We start from the raw sequence: 20,727 nt of genomic DNA, 5'->3' as shown, positions 1-20,727 counted from the left end.
GACGACCACGGCGATGGCGGCCTGACATGCGGGTCGCCGTCGCCGGCTCCAGCGGATTCATCGGCAGCGCGCTGTGCGCGTCGCTGACCGCCGACGGGCACGACGTCGTCCGGCTGGTGCGCCGCGCGGCCGGCGCGCCGGACGAGGCCCACTGGGACCCGGAACAGGGCGCGGTGCCGCTGGCGCAGCTGGCCGACGTCGAGGCCGTCGTGCACCTGGGCGGCGCCAACGTCGGCGGCCACCGCTGGACCCGCCGCTACAAGCAGCAGCTCCACCACAGCAGGGTGCGCTCCACGGCGGTGCTGGCCGCCGCCCTGACGACGTTGGCCACCCGCCCGCGGGTGTTCGTGTCCGCGTCGGCCATGGGCTACTACGGCCCGGACCGCGGCCACGACGTCCTGAACGAGGACGACGCGGCCGGCGACGGGTTCCTGGCCCGGCTCTGCCAGGACTGGGAACAGGCCGCGTCACCGGCCCGTGCGGCCGACATCGCCGTGTGCCACCCGCGCTTCGGCCTCGTCGTCGGACCGGGCGGTGGCGCGCTGGGTCCGATGCTGCCGCTGTTCCGGTTGGGTCTGGGCGGCGCGTTCGGCGACGGCGAGCAGTCCTGGAGCCCGGTCTCGCTGCACGACACCGTCCGCGCACTGCGATTCATGATCGAGGAGCACGGCTGCGTCGGCGCCTACAACGTCACCGCGCCCGAACCGGTTTCCAACGGCGAGTTCAGCCGGCTGCTGGCCGCTGAGCTCCACCGGCCCCGGCTGCTTCCTGTGCCGGGGTTCGCGCTGCGCATCGCGCTCGGCGAGTCCGCCGGCGAGCTGTTGGGCAGCCTGCACGTCGTGCCCACCCGGCTCACCGAAGCCGGCTTCACGTTCGAGCATCCGGACGCCCGGTCGATCATCGCCGCCGCGGTCCGCGCCTGACGGTTTGCGGGTTACGCCCCCTAGGCGTGCTACCGCGTCACCAGGCAAGCATCCATGGTGAAGCGGGTGCACCCATGCCGAACGTGATCATTTGTGGGGGCGGTCAGCCGAAGCGCCAGGATGCCGTGCCGTCCTCGTTGGCCACCGCGACCAGCTCGGCCTCCCACGTCTCGTCCCCGGTGCCGTCGATCTCCTGCTCCACGTCGCCGTCGTCGTCGACCAGCCGGTAGTCGGGGATGCGCTGGGTGATGAGGACGGTCGCCCGGCCGCCGTCCTGGCTCACGAGCTCGGCGTTGACCACCTCGAACGCCAGGCCCTCGGTGTGGACGCCGGCGTCGGCGTACTCCTGCAGCAGCTCGGCGTCCTCGGCGAGGACCGGATTGGTGGGCGCATGCACCTGGCACAACAGCTCGGCTTCGCCGTCTTCGAACGCCTGGGCACGCAGCGAATAGAGCCGCTGTACTTCCTGGGTCCAGTCGGTCACCGCGGGCGGCGCCGCCGTGGGCGCCGGCTGCGGGCCTCCGCACAGGTCCGTCGAGGCTTCGGTGTCCGTCGGGGTCGAGCCGGTGCCGGGGCCTTCGGTCGGGCTGTCCTCGCCGAAGACGCGCATGCCCACCAGCACGGCCCCGGCGACCAGCAACAACACCACCAGGGCGCTGGCGATCCAGATGCCGTCGACGCGCCGGTTGCGGCCGCCCTCGGCAGGTTCGGGCTCATCCGCGGTGTCGCGGCGGCCACGACGGGGTTCGCGCGCGGACGGTGCGGGGGCACCGGAACCGCTGCCGCCGCCATCGCCCGGTCCGGGCGCACCCGCCGCAGCCGCACCCGCACCAGCCGCGCCTGCTCCGCCCTGGCGGCGGCCACGACGGCGCTCGGCCGGTTGGTCCGCCGGCGAGCCCGCGCCGGGCTCCGGCGTCGCGGCCGGATCAGGCCCGGCAAGCGGTGTCGATTCGGCGGACGACGTCGGCTCGGCGGCCACGCCGGGCGGGGTCTGGTCGTCGGGACGGGCCCGGCGGCCCCGTCGTGGGGTACGGATCGGGCGGGTCGGCGCGGTGGGACTCACGCCTTCGTCCGAAGCACCGCCCCCGCCGGCCGCCCCCGCGGCTCCAGCCGCGCCGGCCGCTCCCCCGGCACCAGCCGCGCCCGCCGCTCCCCCGGCACCGGCCGCGCCGGGGCCCTCTGGCTCGGCAGCGCGCCGGCGGGCCCGGCGGCCGGTGGAGGTGGAACGGCGCATGAACGCCGCGATGTCGTCGTCCTCGGCCGGGGCGTCGACGACCGGCCGCAGCGACCCCGTCGTGGCGTGCCCCTCCTCGAGCACCAGCTCGACCGGCGCGGGGTCGGAGATGGCGAAGAACGCATTGCCGACGGCCGACGCCGTGGGACGCCGGTGCGGCTGCGGCTCGAGCGCGCTGGCCAGCAGCGCCTGGGCGGCGGGCGCGACACCGGGCAGCGACAGCCCGGCGGCCGGCAGATAGCCAGTCAGGGCTACGACGGCCGCGGTGACCAGGCCGTGGACGTCGGCGGGCGGGCCGGGCGGCTGGCCGGCCTGGACCTCCGGCGGGACCGGCCGGGCGTACTGACCGCCGCGCAGCGGCACGCCGGCCTGGACCAGGCCCACCCCGGCGACCATGGGCCGTCCGTCGAGGCTGAAGACGATGTCGTCGAGCGTGAGGTCGCCGTGGATCAGGCCGCGGCGGTGCAGCTCGGTGAGGCCGTCGGCCACGGGCGCACACGCCGTCACGACCTCGCCCGCCGGCAGCACACCGCGGGCGCCGATGATGCCGGCGAGGCTGCCGCCCTCGGCAGCGCCGAGCACCACCACCGCGCCGGCCGGGCCGTCGACGACGTCGTGGAACGGGATCACGTGCGGGTGGTCGACGGAGCGCAGCGCGTGAGCCGCCATCCGCAGCCGGTCGCGCACCTGCGCGCCGATCTGACCGATGAGGCGAAGGGTCACCTGCCGGCCCGTCGCGTCCTCGCGGGCGAGAACCATGTCCGACGCGTCGGAGCCCAGCCGGCGGGTGACGGTGAATCCCGCGGGAGCCTCGTGACCCTGCATCGGGCCATCGTTTCAAACCTCGGGCCAGGATGCCTCATCGGCCGCCATACGAGGTGGCTACGATGCCGCCCATGGACGGGGTCACGCCGCTTGCCGCCCCGCAGAGCCCGTTCGGTCTGCCGCTGTGGATCGGCATCGCCGTGATGTTCGGCATCGTCGTCGTGCGAGCCCAGGCCACGTACTGGATAGGCCGCGCGGCCGGCACCGGCATCGCCCGCTCGCGCTGGGGCGAGCGGATCGGCCACGACCGGCTGGCCCGGGCCGAGAACGTCGTAGGCCGGTACGGACCGGTGGCGGTCACGTTGTCGTTCCTGACCGTCGGCGTCCAGACCGCCGTCAACGCCGTGGCCGGTGGCACCCGGATGCCGTTCGGGCGCTATCTCGTCGCCATGCTGGTCGGGTCCGCACTGTGGGCGGTGATCTGGACGGTCGGAGGCCTGGGGGTCGTCTGGGGCGCGCTGCGGCTCACGTCCGGCTCACCGTGGGCCACGGCCATGACGCTGGCCGCGGTGGTGGTCGCGGCCGCCGCCGTGGTCGCCGTGGTGCGCCGGCGCCGTACCCGTCAGGCCAGCGACGAGAAGGAGACCCGATGACCCGTCCGCCGACGATCCTCGCCACCAGCGGCGGCTTCACCCGCGACGCCCGCGGCAACAGCGTCCCGGCCGGACTGGCCCGGCTCGCGCTGCGGTTGACCGGCGCGGAGCGGCCGAAGCTGTGCTTCGTCCCGACGGCGTCCGGCGACGCCGTCGGCTACGTCCAGATGATCTACGCGGCGTTCGCCGGCTGGTCGGTGGACGTGTCGCATCTCTCGCTGTTCCCGATGCCGAACGTCGACGACCTGCGCAAGCACGTGCTGGAGCAGGACGTGGTGTGGGTGGGCGGAGGCTCCGTTGCCGGGCTGCTGGCGATGTGGCGCCTCCACGGCCTCGACGAGGTGATGCGCGAGGCGTGGGACGCCGGCGTCGTGCTCGCCGGGGTGTCGGCCGGCTCGATCTGCTGGCACGCCGGCGGCACCACCGACTCGTTCGGGCCCCGGCTGCGCCCGGTCACCGACGGCCTCGGGCTGCTGCCGTACGGCAACGGCGTGCACTACGACTCCGAGGCCGAGCGGCGGCCCATGCTGCACGAACTCGTCGCCGCCGGCACGCTGCCCACGTCGTACGCCACCGACAACGGCGTCGGGCTGCTCTACCAGGGCACCGACCTGCTGGGCGCCTACGCCGAGACCGACGGCGCGTACGCGTACCGGGTCGAGGCCGCCGGCGGGCACGCCGTGGAGACCGCGCTGAGCGCCGAGCGGCTCTGAGGCCGAGGCCGGCTCCGGCGCGGGCCGTGCGGCGGGCGTAGGCTGGTGTGCGTGATCGGCGTGGAGACGAGTCATCGGCAGTTCACCCGGACACCCGGCGGTCTGCGCCTGGTCCGGTACGAAGACCTGGTGCCGTACGAAGAGGCCTGGGCCGAGCAACGGCGCCTGCACGCCGCTCGGGTGGCGGGCGACGAACCCGACACCGTCATGCTGCTGCAGCACGCGGCCGTGTACACCGCCGGCAAGCGCACCGCGCCGGAGGATCGGCCGCTGCTCGACGCCGGCGCACCGGTCATCGACGTCGACCGTGGCGGCAAGATCACCTGGCACGGGCCGGGCCAGATCGTGGGGTACCCGATCATCGCGCTGCCGGAGCCGTACGACGTCGTCGCCTACGTCCGCCGGGTCGAGCAGGTCATGATCGACGTGTGCCGCGAGTTCGGCGTCGACGGCGTCCGCGTCGACCGCGACGGGCGCAGCGGGGTGTGGATCCAACCCGGCGACGGCAGCCCCGACCGCAAGATCGGCGCCGTCGGCCTGCGGGTCGCCAAGGGCGTCACCATGCACGGGTTCTCGCTCAACTGCGACAACGACCTCGGCTGGTTCGACCGCATCGTCCCGTGCGGCATCTCCGACGCGGCCACCACCACGCTGTCGCAGGAGACCGGCCGACAGGTCACCGTCGCCGAGGTGCTGCCGTATGTCGAACGTCACCTCGACGACGTGCTCGCGCCGCCTCCGCACGCGTAGGGTGGCAGGGTGACTGTCGCACCGGAGGGACGTCGGCTGCTGCGCCTCGAGGTACGCAACGCCGAGACGCCCATCGAGAAGAAGCCGTCCTGGATCAAGACGAAGGCCACCATGGGGCCCGAGTACCGGGAGCTGCAGTCACTGGTCAAACGCGAGGGCCTGCACACGGTCTGCCAGGAGGCGGGCTGCCCCAACATCTTCGAGTGCTGGGAAGACCGCGAGGCGACGTTCCTCATCGGCGGCGACCACTGCACCCGGCGCTGCGACTTCTGCCTCATCGACACCGGCAAGCCCGACGACCTCGACCGCGACGAGCCGCGCCGGGTCGCCGAGTCCGTCCAGGCGATGGGCCTGCGCTACGCCACCGTCACCGGCGTCACCCGCGACGACCTCCCCGACGAGGGCGCCTGGCTGTACGCCGAGACCGTCCGCGAGATCCGCCGCATCAACCCCACCACCGGGGTCGAGATCCTGACGCCGGACTTTTCCGGCAAGGCCGACCTCCTGCAGCAGGTGTTCGACGCCCAGCCGCAGGTGTTCGCGCACAACGTGGAGACCGTGCCGCGCATCTTCAAGCGCATCCGGCCGGCGTTCCGGTACGAGCGTTCGCTCGACGTGCTCACCATGGCACGAGCCGCCGGCATGATCACCAAGTCGAACCTGATCCTCGGCATGGGCGAGACCCGCGACGAGATCTCGCAGGCCCTCACCGATCTGCACGAGGCCGGCTGCGACCTGATCACCATCACGCAGTACCTGCGCCCGTCGGTGCGCCACCACCCGATCGAGCGGTGGGTCAAGCCCGAGGAGTTCGTCGAACTCCAGGCCGAGGCCGAGGAGATCGGGTTCGTCGGCGTCATGTCCGGGCCGCTGGTGCGCTCGTCGTACCGCGCCGGTCGGCTGTACCGCCAGGCCATGGAGGCCCGCACCACCCGCTGACCCCAGAGCTAGGGCCACTTCCCCGTTGATCTTGGAGTAACCGCGGAATCGCGGCCCGAAATGTCCGATGGATTCCTCCAGAACTCCAAGATCAACGGGGTGGCGCGCCGCGGCGTCGACCACCCGGCCGCCGCGGCGCCGGCAGGCACCCGACCTGAGCGACTTCGAGACGTTCGCCCGGCTGGTGCCGCAGCGCGGCGCGTACCTGGCCTGGCCGCTGATGTTGCTGCTGTTCGCGGCGTGGTCGATCGGCGTGGGCCTGTACCTCCGGCCGTATCAGACGGCGCGGACGCCGATCGATCGCGAGCACGTCGATGAGCCGGTGGCGACGGTGTTCGAGCTGCTGTCGATGTGGCCGCCGTGGTCCCTGCTGCTCGCAGTAGGCGCCGTGCTGCTGGTCTGGGCGCCTGTGCACTACCTCCGCCGCCGGCACGACCATCCGCGATACCTGCGCGAGCTGTACGACGAGGTGCGCCGCGACGGTGTCCTGGTCGAAACGTTCCCGTCTCGGCTGCGGTTGGAGGCTGACGAAGGAACCGCCCCAGCCGAGATCGCCATCGACGTCCGGGTCACCGACGCCCAGGCGGTCCGCCTGCATTCGGCCTTCGGCGACTGGCTGGACGGGGTACGGCACGACCCCGCCGCCATCAAGGCGGTGGGATCGCTACGGATCCTCTCGCCGGGTGCTGCCGGCCACGGAGCTGTTCGGCCCGGAGGCGGACGGCGGCTACCTCCTCCGCGGCGCGGCCACCAGCTCGTGGCGAATCCTGCTGCCCGACGACGACGCCGCGACCTGGCGCGTCGAGACGGTCCGTGACCCGGTGGAGGCTGAGCGCCGCGTCAGGTCCCGAACCAGTCCTTCTCCGCCACCATGAGCTCGCGGGCCGTGCCGTCCGCGCCGACGATGACGACGATGTCGGTCGGCGACGGCCCGCCCCAGGTGCCGAACGGGCCGCGCCACCGCGCCTCGGCCAGGATCACCAGCTGCCCGGACGGCGCGGTGATCGCGGCGTGGAAGCCGCCTGCGGCGTCGACGGTCGCGGTGACCTCGCCGGACTCGACGTCTACGACGGTGAGGAGCCGGTCGTCGCCATTCGGTCCCGCCGTGCTCTGGACGACGACATGCCCGCTGGCCAGACCCGCCGTCGCCGCGGCCGACTCCGCGCCGTCCTCGAAGACCCGGTACGGCCATTCCGCGCCGACGCAGGCGCCTTCCGGTGGCAGCCTCGCGGTCACCTCGGTGACGAGGCCCGAGCCGGGGGTTCTGCGCGGGCCGCAACACAAGCGGGTCGAGGATGAGCCGGACGGTGCGGACCAGCGGACGCCCCGAGGCGTTGCTGAGCGGCGCCACCGCGTCACCGAGGCGGGCCTACGCACGAGCGAGCAGCATCTCCCGCGGAAGCCGGCCGGCGGCCGCGTCGAGGGACGTTCCGCCACCGCTGCTCACGTCCCGAGTCTAGCCGAGCCCCCGCCTCGTTGATCTTGGAGTTCTTCGGGCATCCATCGGACATTCCGGGCCGGGTTTCCCGCACAACTCCAAGATCAACGGCGCGACGCGCGGGCGTACCACGGCCGAGGCGGCCGGTCGAACCCGCGGCACACCAGGAAGTACTCTTCTCCTCATGGCACGCAACGACGAGCAGGAGTCTGCCGAGAAGTCCGGGCGCATCGCGCAGATCAAGCAGACCTACCGCATGGCCCGCAGGTCCGACCGCTGGATCGGCTGGATCACGCTCGGCATCCTGCTCGGCGTCATCGCACTGGCCGTCGTGGTCGGCCTGCTGCTCGGGCCACTGTGGCTGTGGATCGTCGTCGGCCTGCCCATCGCGCTGCTCGCCGCCGCCATCGTCTTCGGGCGCCGGGCCGAGCGGGCCGCGTACTCGCAGATCGAGGGCCAGCCCGGCGCCGCCGCGGCCGCGCTCGGCACGCTGCGCCGCGGCTGGGACGTCACCCCGATGGTGGGCGCCAACCGTCACCAGGACGTCGTCCACCGTGCGGTCGGCCGCCCCGGCATCGTGCTCATCGGCGAGGGCACGTCGGCCAACCGGGTCGCCAACCTGCTGGCGCAGGAGAAGAAGCGGCACAGCCGGGTCGCGCCAGAGATGCCCGTGGTCGAGATCACGGTGGGCCGCGAGGAGGGCCAGGTGCCGCTCCCCCAGCTCACGCGCAAACTGGGCAAGCTGCCCAAGAACATCCGCCCGGCCGAGGTCACCGAGCTGCGGGCGCGGCTGCGAGCGCTGAGCATCCAGCCCATCGGCGTCCCGAAGGGCCCGCTGCCCAAGGGCGCGCGGCTGCCCAAGGGCACCCAGCTACCTGGCCGCTGAGCCGCCTCGGTCCCGTCCCGCCCGTCCGGTCCGACCCGCCCGGCCCGTCCGGTCCGACCCCGCCGCCCGGCCGGAAATGATCACGTCCACCATGCGTACTCCCGCCGCACCGGGGATGCTTGCCTGGTGAAGCGAACTGACCCATGGTGGACGTGATCATTTCCGGCCGGGGCGAGGGGGCCGCGCTAGGCGGCGTTGACCACCGCGGTGTTCGACGCCAGATCGTGCAGGCCGCGGCCGTCATGGGTGAACACCAGCGGCGGAATCACCAGGGCGATCATCAGCGTGCGCACCGCGGCGACGAACACGCTGATGCGCCGGCCGCCGAGGTGCGCCACCCGCAGTTTCACCATGAGCTGCCCGAGGCTGCCGCCGGCCACCGCCGTCGACACCACCACCAGCACGTACCAGCAGATGAGCGGCATCCACACCAGGCCGCTGGTGGCGTCCCACACGTCGGCACCACCGGTGACGACGAACGCCAGCAGATTGCCGGCCAGCCAGTCCAGCAGCAGTGCCGCGATGCGCCGCGGCCAGCTGGCGGGCGACCCGGGGCCCTGCGAGGGAAGCGTCGCCTCGGTGGCCGGCGGTTGGTTCGAGCTCACCCCTCGAGCCTAGAGCCTGCGCCCGGGCCGACGGCGTCCCGGGCCGAAGATCTTCCGGGCCGACGGCCTCCCGGGCAGCCGCGCCGGCGGCCGTGCGCGCTCCGGCCCACACACTCGGCGCCTGAGCACCGACGTAACACTGGTGAAACACACGAGATACCGTAGGGAAATTGCCAGACCCTAGCGTCCGGGTCACGAGGGCAATGCGGTCAACGCCGACCGTCGACGATTCCGGACTGCGCCGCGCCAGGTGCGAATGGAGATGCGGATGTTCACCAACCCGGACGAGCTACTCAAGTTCGTCAAGGACGAGGGCGTCGAGTTCGTCGACGTCCGGTTCTGCGACCTGCCAGGGGTCATGCAGCACTTCAACGTGCCGGTGAGCGCGTTCGACGCGGACGCGATCGCCGAGGGCCTGATGTTCGACGGCTCCTCGATCCGCGGTTTCCAGGCCATCCACGAGTCCGACATGAAGCTGATCGCCGACCCGGCGACGGCATTCGTCGACCCGTTCCGCAAGGCCAAGACCCTCGCGCTGAACTTCTCGATCGTCGACCCGTTCACCGGTGAGCCCTACAGCCGTGACCCCCGCAACATCGCCGCGAAGGCCGAGGCGTACCTGGCCAGCTCCGGCATCGCCGACACCGTGTACTTCGGCCCCGAGGCGGAGTTCTACGTGTTCGACGACGTCCGCTTCGAGACCAAGCAGAACGCCGGCTACTACTACATCGACTCCATCGAGGGTGCCTGGAACACCGGGCGCGTCGAGGAGGGCGGCAACCGCGGCTACAAGACGCGCTACAAGGGCGGATACTTCCCGGTCCCGCCGGTCGACCACTACGCCGACCTGCGCGACGACATGGTCAAGGCGCTGACCGGTGTCGGGCTCGAGATCGAGCGCGCCCACCACGAGGTCGGCACCGCCGGCCAGGCCGAGATCAACTACAAGTTCGACACCCTGCAGCACGCCGGCGACCGGCTGATGCTGTTCAAGTACATCGTCAAGAACGTCGCCTGGGAGGCCGGCAAGACGGCCACCTTCATGCCGAAGCCGCTGTTCGGCGACAACGGCTCGGGCATGCACTGCCACCAGTCGCTGTGGAAGAACGGCGACCCGCTGTTCTACGACGAGCTGGGTTACGGCGGCCTGTCCGACATGGCTCGCTGGTACATCGGCGGCCTGATCAAGCACGCGCCGTCGCTGCTGGCCTGGACCAACCCGACGGTGAACTCCTACCACCGTCTGGTGCCCGGCTTCGAGGCACCGGTCAACCTCGTCTACTCGCAGCGCAACCGTTCCGCTGCGATCCGCATCCCCGTCACCGGCGCCTCGCCGAAGGCCAAGCGCGTCGAGTTCCGGGTGCCCGATCCGTCGAGCAACCCCTACCTGGCGTTCTCGGCGATGCTGATGGCCGGCGTCGACGGCATCCGCAACAAGATCGAGCCGCCGGAGCCGGTCGACAAGGACCTGTACGAGCTGCCCCCCGAGGAGCACGCCAACATCGGCACGGTGCCGGCGTCGCTCGGTGAGGCACTCGACGCGCTCGAGACCGACCACGACTACCTGCTCGAGGGCGGCGTCTTCACCGACGACCTGGTCGAGACCTGGATCGACTGGAAGCGCACCAACGAGATCGACCCGATCCGGCTGCGCCCGCACCCGCACGAGTTCGAGCTCTACTTCGACATCTGATCCTCGCTCAAACGGCACGTGGCCCTTGTCCTGAGGAAGCGCACGGCAAGGGCCACTTTCGTGCACCTGGCGACCAGTGGCATCGATGAACGGTCGGTCTCGCCGGACGATGCGACGTTCTCCGTGTCGTCGTCGAGTGGGGCCTCTTCGGAAGCCCCAAGCAGCGAGCTATCTCCAGGAAGCGCTCGAGCAGCGCACGAGCTCGCTCGACGCTGCGCCCACGGAGGAGCCATCCTGCGAGAACTCAACGAGGTCCTCCAGGAGATGGGACGCCCAGAGCAGGCAGCGGCGTTGATGCGCCGCGACCGCGGCGATGCGTTGGCGTGGCTCTCGGCTCCCGAGGTAGGCTGCGCCCGGGCACGGGACGATGAAAGTCATCGAAACTGAGAGGCAAGGGGCTTGTCGCAGTTGAGAGTCGGGGTGATCGTCGCCGCGGCGCTGACCGTGGCTCTCGCCGGTTGTTCGAGCGACGCGGACGAGCCGGCCGGTCTGGAGACCACGGCCCCACCGACCGCTGAGCCCACCTCCGGTGACGACGCCGCGGCCGTCGAGCAGGTCTACGCCGACTACTGGGATGCCGTCATCACGTCGGAGAACGGTCCCGATCCGAATCCGGCCCTGTTCGACGGCATCGCCACCGGCGGCGTCGTCGAGGAACAGCTGGCTCGTGTCCAGAACATGGTCGACGAACAGCAGCAGCGCATCGGCGAGCCCGAGATCGGCGAGGTCCAGGTCACCGTCGACGGCGACGAGGCCACCGCGGAGGCGTGCGTCGACCAGCGTCCCTGGGGCGTCGTCGTGCAGGAGCAGACCCAACCGCCGCTGGAGATCGAGCCCGGCCCGATCGGCGTGCGGCTCGAGCGTGACGGCGACGGCTGGGTCATCGTCGCCCGCATTCCGGTAGCGGAGGCACAGCTGACATGTTGATCTCCGGTCGAACGTCTCGGCTGGTGGCGGCTCTCTCCGGGGTCGTCCTCGCCCTGTTGGTGGGCAGCAGCGCCCAGGCCGCGCCGGCCCCGGACGTGAACGACACCGCGCAGGACACCGCAGAGACGCAGTCCGCGCCGCAGGCTCGCGCCGACTGCACTGTCCCGCCGGGCTGGACGGAGTCGTACGTCGACGACAACGGCAACATCATCACCATCACGCACTGCCCGGGCGACGATTCCGGCGGCGACGAGGGCGGCGGTGGAGACGACGACGGCAGCAACCAGCCGACCTGCGAGTACGTCGATCTCTTCAACGACTTCTGTGACGGCGCCAACCCGTGCTGGATCAACGACCCGGCCGCCATCCAGGACCCGCCGGAGCTGGAAGGCGTGCCGAAGCCGTCGCCGGACTCCTACGCCGTCTACTACCGGTGCCTGAACCCGGACGGCAGCACCTACGACCTCTACTACTGGTCCGATGACCAACCGGCCGAGCCGCCGCTGGAGGAGCAGGCCATGACGGCCTACGGCCTGCTCGTCGCGCCCGACTTCACGCTGGCCTTCAACCCGCCGCAGCGCACGTTCGTCAACCTCGACACGTGGTGGTGGGCCGAGGGCGTCGGCAACGACGAGATCACCGGCAGTTCCGCGTTCGGAGTCGTGGCCATCGCCACGCCGGACCACATCGAGGTGAACCCCGGCGACGGCAGCGGCTCGTTCACCTGCGCCTGGGTGACCAGCCGGTCCGATGCGTGCATCTACGCATACGCGAAGGCGTCGGTGGACGGCGCCCAGCAGGTCGAAGGCCAACCCGCCTACGAGGCGCAGGCCCGGCTGGTCTACTCGGTCCGGTTCGAGAACGACGGCGCTCCGCTCGAGCTGGACGGCTTGCCGACACAGCTCGTCGGCCCCTGGCAGTCCACGCCGGTGCCGGTCGGCGAGATCCAGGCGATCGTCGAGTAGCCTCCGCGCGACGCCCGCCCCGGCCGTTGCGGCGCCGCCCAGCGGTCAGGAGCGGGCGTCGTCGTAGAAGATGCGCTCGACGACGGCGCGAGCCTGCCGAGCCGCCCGGTGGTAGTCGTCGACGAAGACGGTGCTGGTCCCGGCCGCGTACCCGAGGACCCGCGACACCGCCGCGAGTGTCGTCGGGTCCTTGGGCAGCATGTCCGACGGCCGCCCGGTCACCAACACGGTCGCGTTACGGATGGCCGCGGCATGCCGCCACGCCTCCAGCAGCATCGTCCGGTCTTCTGGCGCCAGCAGCCCAGCCGCCGTGGCCGCGTCCAACGCTCCCGGCGTGGACGTGGTGCGCAGCCGCGGCACCGTCGAGGCGTGCCGCAACTGCAGCAGCTGTGCGCACCACTCGACGTCGGCCAACCCACCGGGGCCGAGCTTGAGATGCATGGACGGGTCGGCGCCGCGGGGCAGCCGTTCGGACTCCACCCGTGCTTTGACTCGCCGCACCTCACGGACCTGCGCGTCGGTGAGCCCACCGGTGGGCCAGCGCAGCGGGTCGATCAGCGCCTCGAAGCGGCGTAGCAGCTCCACATCGCCGCAGCACGGCGCTGCCCGGAGCAGCGCCTGCCGCTCCCACACCTCGCCCCAGCGCTCGTAGTACGCCGCGTACGACGCCAGCGTGCGCACCAGCGGCCCCTGCCGGCCCTCCGGGCGCAGCGCGGTGTCGACGGTGAGGCTCGGCTCCGGCGAGGGCAGCGACAGCAGCCGGGTCATCTCGTTCGCGACAGCGAGCGCGGCGTTGGCGGCTTCCGACTCGTCCTCGTCCGGGTAGGGGGTGTGCACGTAGAGCACGTCGGCGTCGGACGCGTAGCCCATCTCGCGGCCGCCGAGGCGTCCCATCGCGACCACGCCGATGCGGGTGGGCAGCGGCGCACCACGGGCGGCCTCGACGGCGCGGACGGCGGCGGCCAGCGCACCGGACAGCGTCGCTTCGGCGATGGCTGTCAACGCCTCCCCCACCGTTTCGATGGATGCGTCGGTGGCGAGGTCGGCGACGGTGACCCGGAACAGCTCGCGCCGGCGCATCGCCCGGACGACACCGATGGCGTCGACCGGGTCGTCGTGCCGCTGCACCCCGGCCAGGACCTCCTTCTCGAGTGCCTCCCGTGAGCGTGGCCGCAGCTCCGCGTCGTCGCCGAGCATGGCCACCGCTTCCGGTGCCCGCAGCAGCAGCTCGACGGCGTACCGCCCGGACGCCAGCACCCGTGCCATCCGCTCGGCCGCGGCGCCGTCGTCGCGCAACAGCCGCAGGTACCAGGGTGAGGTGCCCAGCGCGTCGCTGACCTTGCGGAACCCAGCCAGCCCGGTGTCAGGCAGGGGTGCGTCGGCGAACCAGCCCAGCAACACCGGCAGCAGGGTGCGCTGGATGGCCGCCCGCCGCGACACCCCCGTGGTGAGCGCCTCGAGGTGCCGCAGCGCACCGGCCGGGTCGGCGTAGCCCAGCGCTTTGAGGCGGGTCAGCGCCGCCTCCGGGCTGAGCCGGACCTCGTCGCCGGGCAGCCGCGCCACCGCCGACAGCAGCGGCCGGTAGAACAGCTTCTCGTGCAGCCGGCGCACCTCGCGGGCCTGCTGGTGCCAGACGTCCACGAGCTCCGCCGGCTGCTTCATGGCCAGCGACCGGGCCAGCACGCGCAGCTGCTCGTCGGACTCGGGGACGACGTGGGTGCGGCGCAGCCCGCGCAGCTGGATGCGGTGCTCGAAGGTGCGCAGGAACCGGTACGCGGCGTCGAGCACGGCGCCGTCGTCGCGGCCGACGTAGCCGCCCCGGGTCAGCGCGGCCAGCGCGTCCAGGGTGTTGGCGTCACGCAGGCCGGCGTCGGCGCGGCCGTGCACCAGCTGCAGCAGCTGAACGGCGAACTCGACGTCGCGAAGGCCGCCGGGGCCGAGCTTCAGCTGGCGATCCGCCTCGGCCGGCCGGATGTGGTCCTCGACCCGCCGGCGCATCGCGTGCACGTCGTCGACGAACCCGTCGCGGCCGGCGGCGTTCCACACCATCGGCATGAGGGCATCGACGTAGGCGGCGCCCAGCTCGTAGTCGCCGGCCACCGGCCGCGCCTTGAGCAACGCCTGGAACTCCCAGGTCTTGGCCCAGTCCTGGTAATAAGCGACATGGCTGGCGATGGTGCGCACCAGCGGGCCGGCCTTGCCCTCCGGCCGCAGCGCCGCGTCGACCGGCCAGATGGTCCCCTCGGTGGTGTAGTCCGAGCAGGCCCGCATGGTGGCGGTGGCCAGGGAAGTCGCCGTGGTGAGCCACCCGGTGTCGTCGGTGGCCTCGGCGGGCGGTTCGCCCACGAACACGACGTCGACGTCGGAGGCGTAGTTGAGCTCCCGGCCGCCGGCCTTACCCATGGCGATGACCGCCAGCCGGCACGGCGGCGCCGACGGCGGAAGCTCGGAGCGGGCGATCGCCAGAGCAGCCTCGAGCGTGGCGCCGGCCAGGTCGGCCAGCTCTGCGGCCACCGCGGCCACGTCCACGCCGTCGGCGAGGTCGAGCGCCGCCAGCGCCATCACGTGCCGGCGGTACGCCGCGCGCAGTGCGTCGAGCAGCTCCTGGTGGCCGCCCGTGGCGACCGGCTCGGCGACGTCAGGATCGGCTCCGACGGCGGCCAGCATGGTGCGGCGCAGGCCGGCCGCATCCGGCCGCGCCGCCGGGTCGAGCTCACCGAGGTCGAGCCAATGCCCCGGATGCCGGCACAGATGGTCGGCAAGGGCCGAGCTGAACGCCAGAACGGCCAGCAACCGCCGCCGGTGCGGGGTGTCGGCGGACAACTCCGCCAGGAGCCGGTCGCGGTCCGGCCCTGATGGCAGTGCCTCCAGCAGGCGGCTCAGCCCGCGCAACCCCAGGTCCGGATCCGGCGTGGCGGCCAGCGCCGCGACCAGGTCGGACTCGGCCGTGAGCGTGGCGAGCAGTGGCCCGTCCAGCTCCCGCTGGGCGGCGACCGTGTCGGCGAACCCGGCCTTGGCCAACCCTGCGACGCGTCCCTCGGTCCGGTTCACCGACATGGAGCAGAATCTACCGGTCGCCGTCACCTGCCCGTCCCGGCGTCCGCCGCACGCCTCGATGTGCCGGCTGTTGCCCCAGGTCAGGGTTAGCGTCACGGCGCGGCGGCGAGAATCATGCCGCCACAACCCACCCCAGGGCCGCGGCGGCCAGGCCGGCGCCGACGCTGAGGCAGACGTTGGCCGCGGCCCGCCGCCACGCACCGTCCTCGGTCAGGCGCAGCGTCTCGTAGCTGAACGTGCTGTACGTGGTCAGCGCGCCGCTGAACCCCATGCCCACGAGCGAGCGGACCCCGTCGCCGGCGGTGGAGCCCAGCACCACGCCGAGGACGAACGACCCGGCCACGTTGACCAGCAGCGTCCCCCATGGGAACCGGCTGCCCAGCCGTGCCTGCACGAGCCGGTCGACGACATACCGCAGCGGGGCGCCGACGGCCGCCCCGACCGCCACCAGCAGCAGGGTCATCCAGCGCCCTCCGGGCCGCGGTTCCACCGCGACAGCGCTTCCCGGGTGCCGGCCGAACCGAGCCACACCGCCAGCAGCGCCGTCACCGGCGTCAGCCCCAAGTACAGCAGCGCGGCGGCGTACCGCCCGTCCACCAGCATGGCCTGGATGTCGACGGCGTACGTGGAGAAGGTCGTGTATCCCCCGAGCACGCCGATGCCCAGGAAGGGACGCAGCAGCCGGTGCGGTGCGCTGAGCAGGGCCAGCACCGTCATCAGCACGCCGACGAAGAAGCACCCGGTGACGTTGACCAGCAGTGTCGCCCACGGCCAGCCCGGCGGCTCGGCTTGCCAGTCACTGACCGCGTAACGGGCCAGCGACCCGGCGGCTCCCCCGGCGGCGATCACCACCAGCACCGGAGCCTGGCGCCTCAGCCTGGACACGGAGTCCTCCCTACCGTCGACGAAACCGAGGTAGGGACTGTTGGCCGGGCCCGGAACAGGCCACGGCGGGTGTCGGCGAGCCCCACCGCCATCGCCGCCGATGCTACCCGGCGCGAAGCCCGGAACGCACGACCAACGAGGCGAACCGGGCCGCCAGGGCCTGCCCGGCAGCGGCGACCTCGGAGTCGCGGGCGGCCAGCTCGGCCGTCACCGTCTCGGTGTGGACGTCGGACAATGCTTCCGCCCAGCCGGTGAACGTCGGAAGCGACACCTCCGGGTGGAACTGCACGCCCCACGCCGCCGGCCCGACCCGGAACGCCTGGTGCGGGTACATCGCCGACGACGCCAGCCACACCGCGCCGGGCGGCAGGACGGCGACGGCGTCGGCGTGCATGCTCGGCCCGGGGAACGGTGCCCGGAGCCCGCGGACCAGCGGGTCGTCGTCGGCCTCGGCGCGCCACACCACGTCGACGACGCCGGACTCGCGGCCCGGTGCGGCGCCGACATCGACCGCACCGCCCAGCGCCACCGCCAGCAGCTGGGCCCCCAGGCAGATGCCGAGCGTCGGCGCCCCCGCCTCGACGGACGCGGCCAGCAACGACCGGACCGCGGGCAGCCAGGGCGCGGCGCCGTCGTCGTAGGCGGACATCTGCCCGCCGAGGACGATCAGCCCGGCGCCCGGCTCGGACGGGACGGCGTCGCCGGCGTACGGCCGCACGACCCGCACCGGCGCACCCGCGTCGGCGAGCCACGGGCCGAAGCGGTCCAGCGGACAGCCCGGCTCGTGCTCGACGACGTCGATCAGCGGTGGGCGGGTGCTCACATCACCGGGAGCATCTTGGCCCGCTCGAACGCGGTGACCTGCAGGCTGTACTCGTTCCACTCCGCACGCTTGTTGCGCAGGAAGAACTCGAAGACGTGCTCGCCGAGAGTCTCGGCCACCAGCTCGGAGTTCTCCATCGCCTCGATGGCCTCGTCCAGCGACGCCGGCAGCGGGTCGATGCCCATGGCGCGGCGCTCGCGGTCGGTGAGCGCCCAGACGTCGTCCTCCGCGCCCGGCGGCAGCTCGTAGCCTTCCTCGATGCCCTTCAGGCCGGCGGCGAGGATGACGGCGTACGCGAGATACGGGTTGCAGGCGGAGTCCAGCGACCGGAACTCCACCCGGGCCGACTGGCCCTTGTCCGGCTTGTACATCGGCACCCGCACCAGCGCGGATCGGTTGTTGTGCCCCCAGCAGACGTACGCCGGTGCCTCGCCGCCACCGCGCAGCCGCTTGTAGGAATTGACCCACTGGTTGGTGACGGCGGTGATCTCCGGCGCGTGCCGCAGCAGACCGGCGATGAACGAGCGCGCCACCTTGGACAGCTGGAACTCCGCGCCCGGCTCGTGGAAGACATTGCGGTCGCCCTCGAACAGCGACACGTGCGTGTGCATGCCCGACCCCGGCCATTCGGTGAACGGCTTGGGCATGAACGACGCGTACAGGTCCTGCGACAGCGCCACCTCGCGCACGACCGCGCGGAACGTCATGAGGTTGTCGGCCGTGGCCAGCGCGTCGGCGTAGCGCAGGTCGATCTCCTGCTGACCGGGCGCGCCCTCGTGGTGGCTGAACTCGACGGAGATGCCCATGTCCTCGAGCATGGTGATGGTGTCGCGGCGGAAGTCCTGCGCGATGCCGTGCGCAGTGTGGTCGAAGAACCCGCTGGCGTCGACGGGGATGGGCACCTCGCCGCTGGTGGGCTGGTTCTTGAAGACGAAGAACTCGACCTCGGGGTGGGTGTAGAAGGTGAACCCCTGCTCGGCCGCCCGGCTCAGTGCGCGTTTGAGGACGTGCCGCGGGTCGGCGTAGGACGGGGAGCCGTCGGGCATGAGGATGTCGCAGAACATCCGGGCCGTGCCGTTCGTGCCACCGCGCCAGGGCAACACCTGGAACGTCGACGGATCGGGCTTGGCCAGCATGTCCGCCTCGTAGACGCGGGCGAACCCCTCGATGGACGAGCCGTCGAAGCCGATGCCCTCGGAGAACGCGTTCTCCAGCTCGGCCGGTGCCACCGCCACGGACTTGAGGAACCCGAGCACGTCGGTGAACCAGAGCCGCACGAAACGGATGTCGCGCTCTTCCAGCGACCTGAGGACGAACTGTTGCTGCTTCTCCACGGCGCCAGTCTGCCTCACCAATGTGACGAACAGGTAGCTGGACGGACCTGTGGCCTAGGCTCGGAGGCGTGCCGCAGATCAGAATCGCGCTCGCTCAGGTGAACCCCACGGTCGGCGCGCTCGAAGCCAACGCCGACCAGGTGGTCCGCATGACGGCGCACGCCGCCGGTCAGCACGCCCACCTCGTCGCGTTCCCGGAGATGATGCTCACCGGCTATCCCGTCGAGGACCTCGCGCTGCGGGCGTCGTTCGTGGACGCCTCCCGTGCGGCGTTGGAGAAGCTCGCCGTCCGGCTCGACTCCGAGGGCCTCGGCGCCACGGCCGTCGTCGTCGGATACCTGGGTAGGGACGACGCCACGGCAGGCGTCCAGCAGCTGGGCCGGCCGAAAGGGTCGCCGCAGAACGCCGTCGCCGTCCTCTACGGCGGGCGCGTCGTGGCCAGGCAGGCCAAGCACCACCTGCCCAACTACGGCGTGTTCGACGAGTTCAGGTACTTCGTGCCCGGCGACCACCTCGGGGTGTTCCGGCTGCACGGCGCCGACATCGCCCTGGCGGTCTGTGAGGACATCTGGCAGGACGGCGGGCCGGTCTCGGTCGCGCGGGAAGCCCAGGCCGGGCTGCTGCTCGTGATCAACGGCTCGCCGTACGAGCGCAACAAGGACGACAGCCGGCTCGAGCTGGCCCGCCGCCGCGCCGCGGACGCCCACGCCACGCTTGCCTACGTCAACATGGTCGGCGGCCAGGACGAACTGGTCTACGACGGCGACTCCCTCATCGTCGCCCCCGACGGCGAACTGCTCGCCCGGGCGCCGCAGTTCGAGGAGGGCTGCCTGGTCGTCGACGTCCAGTTGCCCGACGCCGTCGCCCCGGCCCCGCCGCCGTGGGGGGTGACGCACGAGCGCATCGCCGGGTTCGCCATCCACCGCACCACCCTGACCACGGCGCCGTTGCCGTCCTACACCCCCGAGCCCGGCGCCATCGCACCGCGCCTCTCCGATCCCGCCGAGGTATACGCGGCCATCGTCACCGGGCTGCGCGACTACGTGCGCAAGAACGGGTTCTCGTCCGTCGTGCTGGGGCTGTCCGGCGGCATCGACTCGGCGCTGGCGGCGGCCATCGCCGTCGACGCCCTGGGTGCGGCGAACGTGCACGGCGTCTCCATGCCAAGCGACTACTCGTCCGAGCACTCCAAGTCCGACGCGCGTGACCTCGCCGAGCGCACCGGCCTGCAGTACCGGACCATCCCGATCGCGCCGATGGTGCGTGCCTTCCTGGACAACGTCTCGCTCACCGGGCTGGCCGAGGAGAACCTGCAGGCCCGGGTGCGCGGCATGATCCTCATGGGGCTGTCCAACCAGGAGGGCCACCTGGTGCTGGCCACCGGCAACAAGACCGAGCTGGCCGTCGGCTACTCCACCATCTACGGCGACGCGGTCGGCGGCTACGCCCCGATCAAGGACCTCCCCAAGACCCTCACCTGGGAGCTGGCCCGCTGGCGCAACGCCGCCGCGGCCGAGCGCGGCGAGACTCCGCCCATCCCGCAGGGCTCCATCGACAAGCCGCCGAGCGCGGAGCTGCGGCCCGGTCAGCTCGACTCGGACTCCCTGCCCGACTACGCCCTGCTCGACGACATCCTCTTCCAGCACCTCGAGCAGGACCGCGGCGCGACCGAGCTCCAGACGGCCGGGTTCGACCCCGAGGTGGTCACGAAGGTGCTGCGGATGGTCGACGCCGCCGAGTACAAGCGCCGCCAGTACCCGCCCGGCCCGAAGATCACGATGCGCAACTTCGGTCGCGACCGGCGGGTCCCCATCACCAACGCCTGGCGGGAGAGCCAGTCGGGGACCCCGCCGCCCGCCACCGACGCGACGGGCTCCGGTTCCGCTGTGGCTGCGACGCCGGCGGATTCCGGCGCGGCGGGAGGGCCGGCCCCGTCGGGCGCCGAGGCGCCGCCGCAGGAGCGCCCCGAACCGACCGCTCGCGAGCAGTCCGCGCCGGGCGGCCGGCCGGACGACGAGACCGCGCCGACATCCCCGGCAGTGCAGCCGTCGGCACAGGAGCCCCCGGCACAGCGGCCATCGGCACAGCCCCAGCCCAGCGGAGTGGAGCAGCCACCGCCTCCCCCACCGGGCTAGGC

Annotated in this window: 19 protein-coding genes; 11 read left to right on the top strand and 8 right to left on the bottom strand. The window is 72.2% G+C overall.

The genetic code is table 11. The features are described from left to right. Positions 1-26 precede the first annotated feature (26 nt). Positions 27-923 carry a TIGR01777 family oxidoreductase gene (locus JIAGA_RS0119210; RefSeq protein ID WP_026876922.1) on the top strand — a complete coding sequence of 299 codons (897 nt, stop codon included), beginning with the start codon at positions 27-29 and terminating at the stop codon, positions 921-923. Positions 924-1,026: 103 nt separating this feature from the next. Here the strand turns inward: JIAGA_RS0119210 and JIAGA_RS0119205 are convergent, their stop codons facing one another. Then, positions 1,027-2,982 carry a protein kinase domain-containing protein gene (locus JIAGA_RS0119205; protein ID WP_026876921.1) on the bottom strand — a complete coding sequence of 652 codons (1,956 nt, stop codon included), beginning with the start codon at positions 2,980-2,982 and terminating at the stop codon, positions 1,027-1,029. A gap of 71 nt (positions 2,983-3,053) precedes the next feature. On the opposite strand from JIAGA_RS0119205, the gene JIAGA_RS0119200 reads away from it, so the two are divergent. From JIAGA_RS0119200 to JIAGA_RS0119180, 5 genes are all read left to right on the top strand, one after another. Next, a complete protein-coding gene (locus tag JIAGA_RS0119200; protein ID WP_051426272.1) occupies positions 3,054-3,575 on the top strand; it encodes a DedA family protein in 522 nt (173 codons plus the stop codon). Next, the gene (locus JIAGA_RS0119195; protein ID WP_026876919.1) at positions 3,572-4,288 is read left to right on the top strand and encodes a Type 1 glutamine amidotransferase-like domain-containing protein; all 717 of its coding nucleotides are present in this window, start codon (positions 3,572-3,574) and stop codon (positions 4,286-4,288) included. Before JIAGA_RS0119200 ends, JIAGA_RS0119195 begins: the two co-directional genes overlap by 4 nt. A gap of 60 nt (positions 4,289-4,348) precedes the next feature. Beyond that, positions 4,349-5,038, top strand: coding sequence for a lipoyl(octanoyl) transferase LipB (lipB, locus tag JIAGA_RS0119190; protein WP_051426696.1), 690 nt, complete (start codon positions 4,349-4,351; stop codon positions 5,036-5,038). Between the two features lie 9 nt (positions 5,039-5,047). Continuing rightward, positions 5,048-5,977, top strand: a complete 930-nt coding sequence (gene lipA / locus JIAGA_RS0119185) for a lipoyl synthase (protein WP_026876917.1) — start codon at positions 5,048-5,050, stop codon at positions 5,975-5,977. 67 nt (positions 5,978-6,044) lie between these two features. Next, on the top strand, positions 6,045-6,794 hold the full coding sequence (locus JIAGA_RS0119180; RefSeq protein ID WP_157553329.1) for a hypothetical protein: 750 nt from the start codon (positions 6,045-6,047) through the stop codon (positions 6,792-6,794). Positions 6,795-6,817: 23 nt separating this feature from the next. Here the strand turns inward: JIAGA_RS0119180 and JIAGA_RS0119175 are convergent, their stop codons facing one another. Further along, complete coding sequence (locus JIAGA_RS0119175) at positions 6,818-7,213, bottom strand: hypothetical protein (RefSeq protein ID WP_026876915.1); 396 nt, start codon at positions 7,211-7,213, stop codon at positions 6,818-6,820. 386 nt (positions 7,214-7,599) lie between these two features. Between JIAGA_RS0119175 and JIAGA_RS0119170 the strand changes: the two genes are divergently transcribed. Beyond that, on the top strand, positions 7,600-8,301 hold the full coding sequence (locus tag JIAGA_RS0119170) for a DUF4191 domain-containing protein (protein WP_026876914.1): 702 nt from the start codon (positions 7,600-7,602) through the stop codon (positions 8,299-8,301). Positions 8,302-8,486: 185 nt separating this feature from the next. Here JIAGA_RS0119170 and JIAGA_RS0119165 read toward each other — a convergent pair whose 3' ends face one another. Next, positions 8,487-8,906: an RDD family protein gene (locus tag JIAGA_RS0119165; protein ID WP_026876913.1), complete on the bottom strand. Its 420-nt coding sequence runs from the start codon at positions 8,904-8,906 to the stop codon at positions 8,487-8,489. 268 nt (positions 8,907-9,174) lie between these two features. Between JIAGA_RS0119165 and glnA the strand changes: the two genes are divergently transcribed. The 3 genes from glnA (at position 9,175) to JIAGA_RS0119150 (ending at position 12,491) form a co-directional block, all read left to right on the top strand. Next, positions 9,175-10,599 (top strand): type I glutamate--ammonia ligase, encoded by a 1,425-nt coding sequence (gene glnA, locus JIAGA_RS0119160; protein WP_026876912.1) that lies wholly within the window; start codon positions 9,175-9,177, stop codon positions 10,597-10,599. A gap of 399 nt (positions 10,600-10,998) precedes the next feature. Beyond that, positions 10,999-11,526: a hypothetical protein gene (locus JIAGA_RS0119155; RefSeq protein ID WP_157553327.1), complete on the top strand. Its 528-nt coding sequence runs from the start codon at positions 10,999-11,001 to the stop codon at positions 11,524-11,526. Between the two features lie 23 nt (positions 11,527-11,549). Next, positions 11,550-12,491, top strand: a complete 942-nt coding sequence (locus JIAGA_RS0119150) for a hypothetical protein (RefSeq protein WP_026876910.1) — start codon at positions 11,550-11,552, stop codon at positions 12,489-12,491. Positions 12,492-12,536: 45 nt separating this feature from the next. On the opposite strand, the gene JIAGA_RS0119145 is transcribed toward JIAGA_RS0119150, so the two are convergent. The 5 genes from JIAGA_RS0119145 to JIAGA_RS35355 form a co-directional block, all read right to left on the bottom strand. Next, complete coding sequence (locus JIAGA_RS0119145; protein WP_026876909.1) at positions 12,537-15,548, bottom strand: bifunctional [glutamine synthetase] adenylyltransferase/[glutamine synthetase]-adenylyl-L-tyrosine phosphorylase; 3,012 nt, start codon at positions 15,546-15,548, stop codon at positions 12,537-12,539. Positions 15,549-15,660: 112 nt separating this feature from the next. Then, positions 15,661-16,011 carry a fluoride efflux transporter CrcB gene (crcB, locus tag JIAGA_RS0119140; protein ID WP_026876908.1) on the bottom strand — a complete coding sequence of 117 codons (351 nt, stop codon included), beginning with the start codon at positions 16,009-16,011 and terminating at the stop codon, positions 15,661-15,663. Beyond that, the gene (crcB, locus tag JIAGA_RS0119135; protein ID WP_084469802.1) at positions 16,008-16,433 is read right to left on the bottom strand and encodes a fluoride efflux transporter CrcB; all 426 of its coding nucleotides are present in this window, start codon (positions 16,431-16,433) and stop codon (positions 16,008-16,010) included. The genes crcB (JIAGA_RS0119140) and crcB (JIAGA_RS0119135) overlap by 4 nt, the downstream gene beginning before the upstream one ends. Before the next feature lie 103 nt (positions 16,434-16,536). Further along, entirely contained in the window at positions 16,537-17,256 is a 720-nt protein-coding gene (locus JIAGA_RS35360) for a type 1 glutamine amidotransferase (protein WP_035812717.1), read from the bottom strand. Continuing rightward, positions 17,253-18,590: a glutamine synthetase family protein gene (locus JIAGA_RS35355; RefSeq protein WP_026876906.1), complete on the bottom strand. Its 1,338-nt coding sequence runs from the start codon at positions 18,588-18,590 to the stop codon at positions 17,253-17,255. The genes JIAGA_RS35360 and JIAGA_RS35355 overlap by 4 nt, the downstream gene beginning before the upstream one ends. A gap of 68 nt (positions 18,591-18,658) precedes the next feature. Here JIAGA_RS35355 and JIAGA_RS30895 point away from each other — a divergent pair, with 68 nt between their 5' ends. Beyond that, complete coding sequence (locus JIAGA_RS30895; RefSeq protein WP_084469801.1) at positions 18,659-20,725, top strand: NAD+ synthase; 2,067 nt, start codon at positions 18,659-18,661, stop codon at positions 20,723-20,725. Positions 20,726-20,727 lie beyond the last annotated feature (2 nt).

Source organism: Jiangella gansuensis DSM 44835, assembly GCF_000515395.1.
GTDB lineage: Bacteria > Actinomycetota > Actinomycetes > Jiangellales > Jiangellaceae > Jiangella > Jiangella gansuensis.
Note: the sequence above shows the minus strand (reverse complement) of the source record. Positions and strands in the feature narration are given on the sequence as shown.

Excerpts from the sequence above, each read along its gene's own strand:
- JIAGA_RS0119210 (WP_026876922.1), top strand. The coding sequence starts at position 27 with ATGCGGGTCGCCGTCGCCGGCTCCAGCGGATTCATCGGCAGCGCGCTG.
- JIAGA_RS0119205 (WP_026876921.1), bottom strand. The coding sequence starts at position 2,982 with ATGCAGGGTCACGAGGCTCCCGCGGGATTCACCGTCACCCGCCGGCTG.
- JIAGA_RS0119200 (WP_051426272.1), top strand. The coding sequence starts at position 3,054 with ATGGACGGGGTCACGCCGCTTGCCGCCCCGCAGAGCCCGTTCGGTCTG.
- JIAGA_RS0119195 (WP_026876919.1), top strand. The coding sequence starts at position 3,572 with ATGACCCGTCCGCCGACGATCCTCGCCACCAGCGGCGGCTTCACCCGC.
- JIAGA_RS0119180 (WP_157553329.1), top strand. The coding sequence starts at position 6,045 with ATGGATTCCTCCAGAACTCCAAGATCAACGGGGTGGCGCGCCGCGGCG.
- JIAGA_RS0119170 (WP_026876914.1), top strand. The coding sequence starts at position 7,600 with ATGGCACGCAACGACGAGCAGGAGTCTGCCGAGAAGTCCGGGCGCATC.
- glnA (WP_026876912.1), top strand. The coding sequence starts at position 9,175 with ATGTTCACCAACCCGGACGAGCTACTCAAGTTCGTCAAGGACGAGGGC.
- JIAGA_RS0119145 (WP_026876909.1), bottom strand. The coding sequence starts at position 15,548 with ATGTCGGTGAACCGGACCGAGGGACGCGTCGCAGGGTTGGCCAAGGCC.
- crcB (WP_026876908.1), bottom strand. The coding sequence starts at position 16,011 with ATGACCCTGCTGCTGGTGGCGGTCGGGGCGGCCGTCGGCGCCCCGCTG.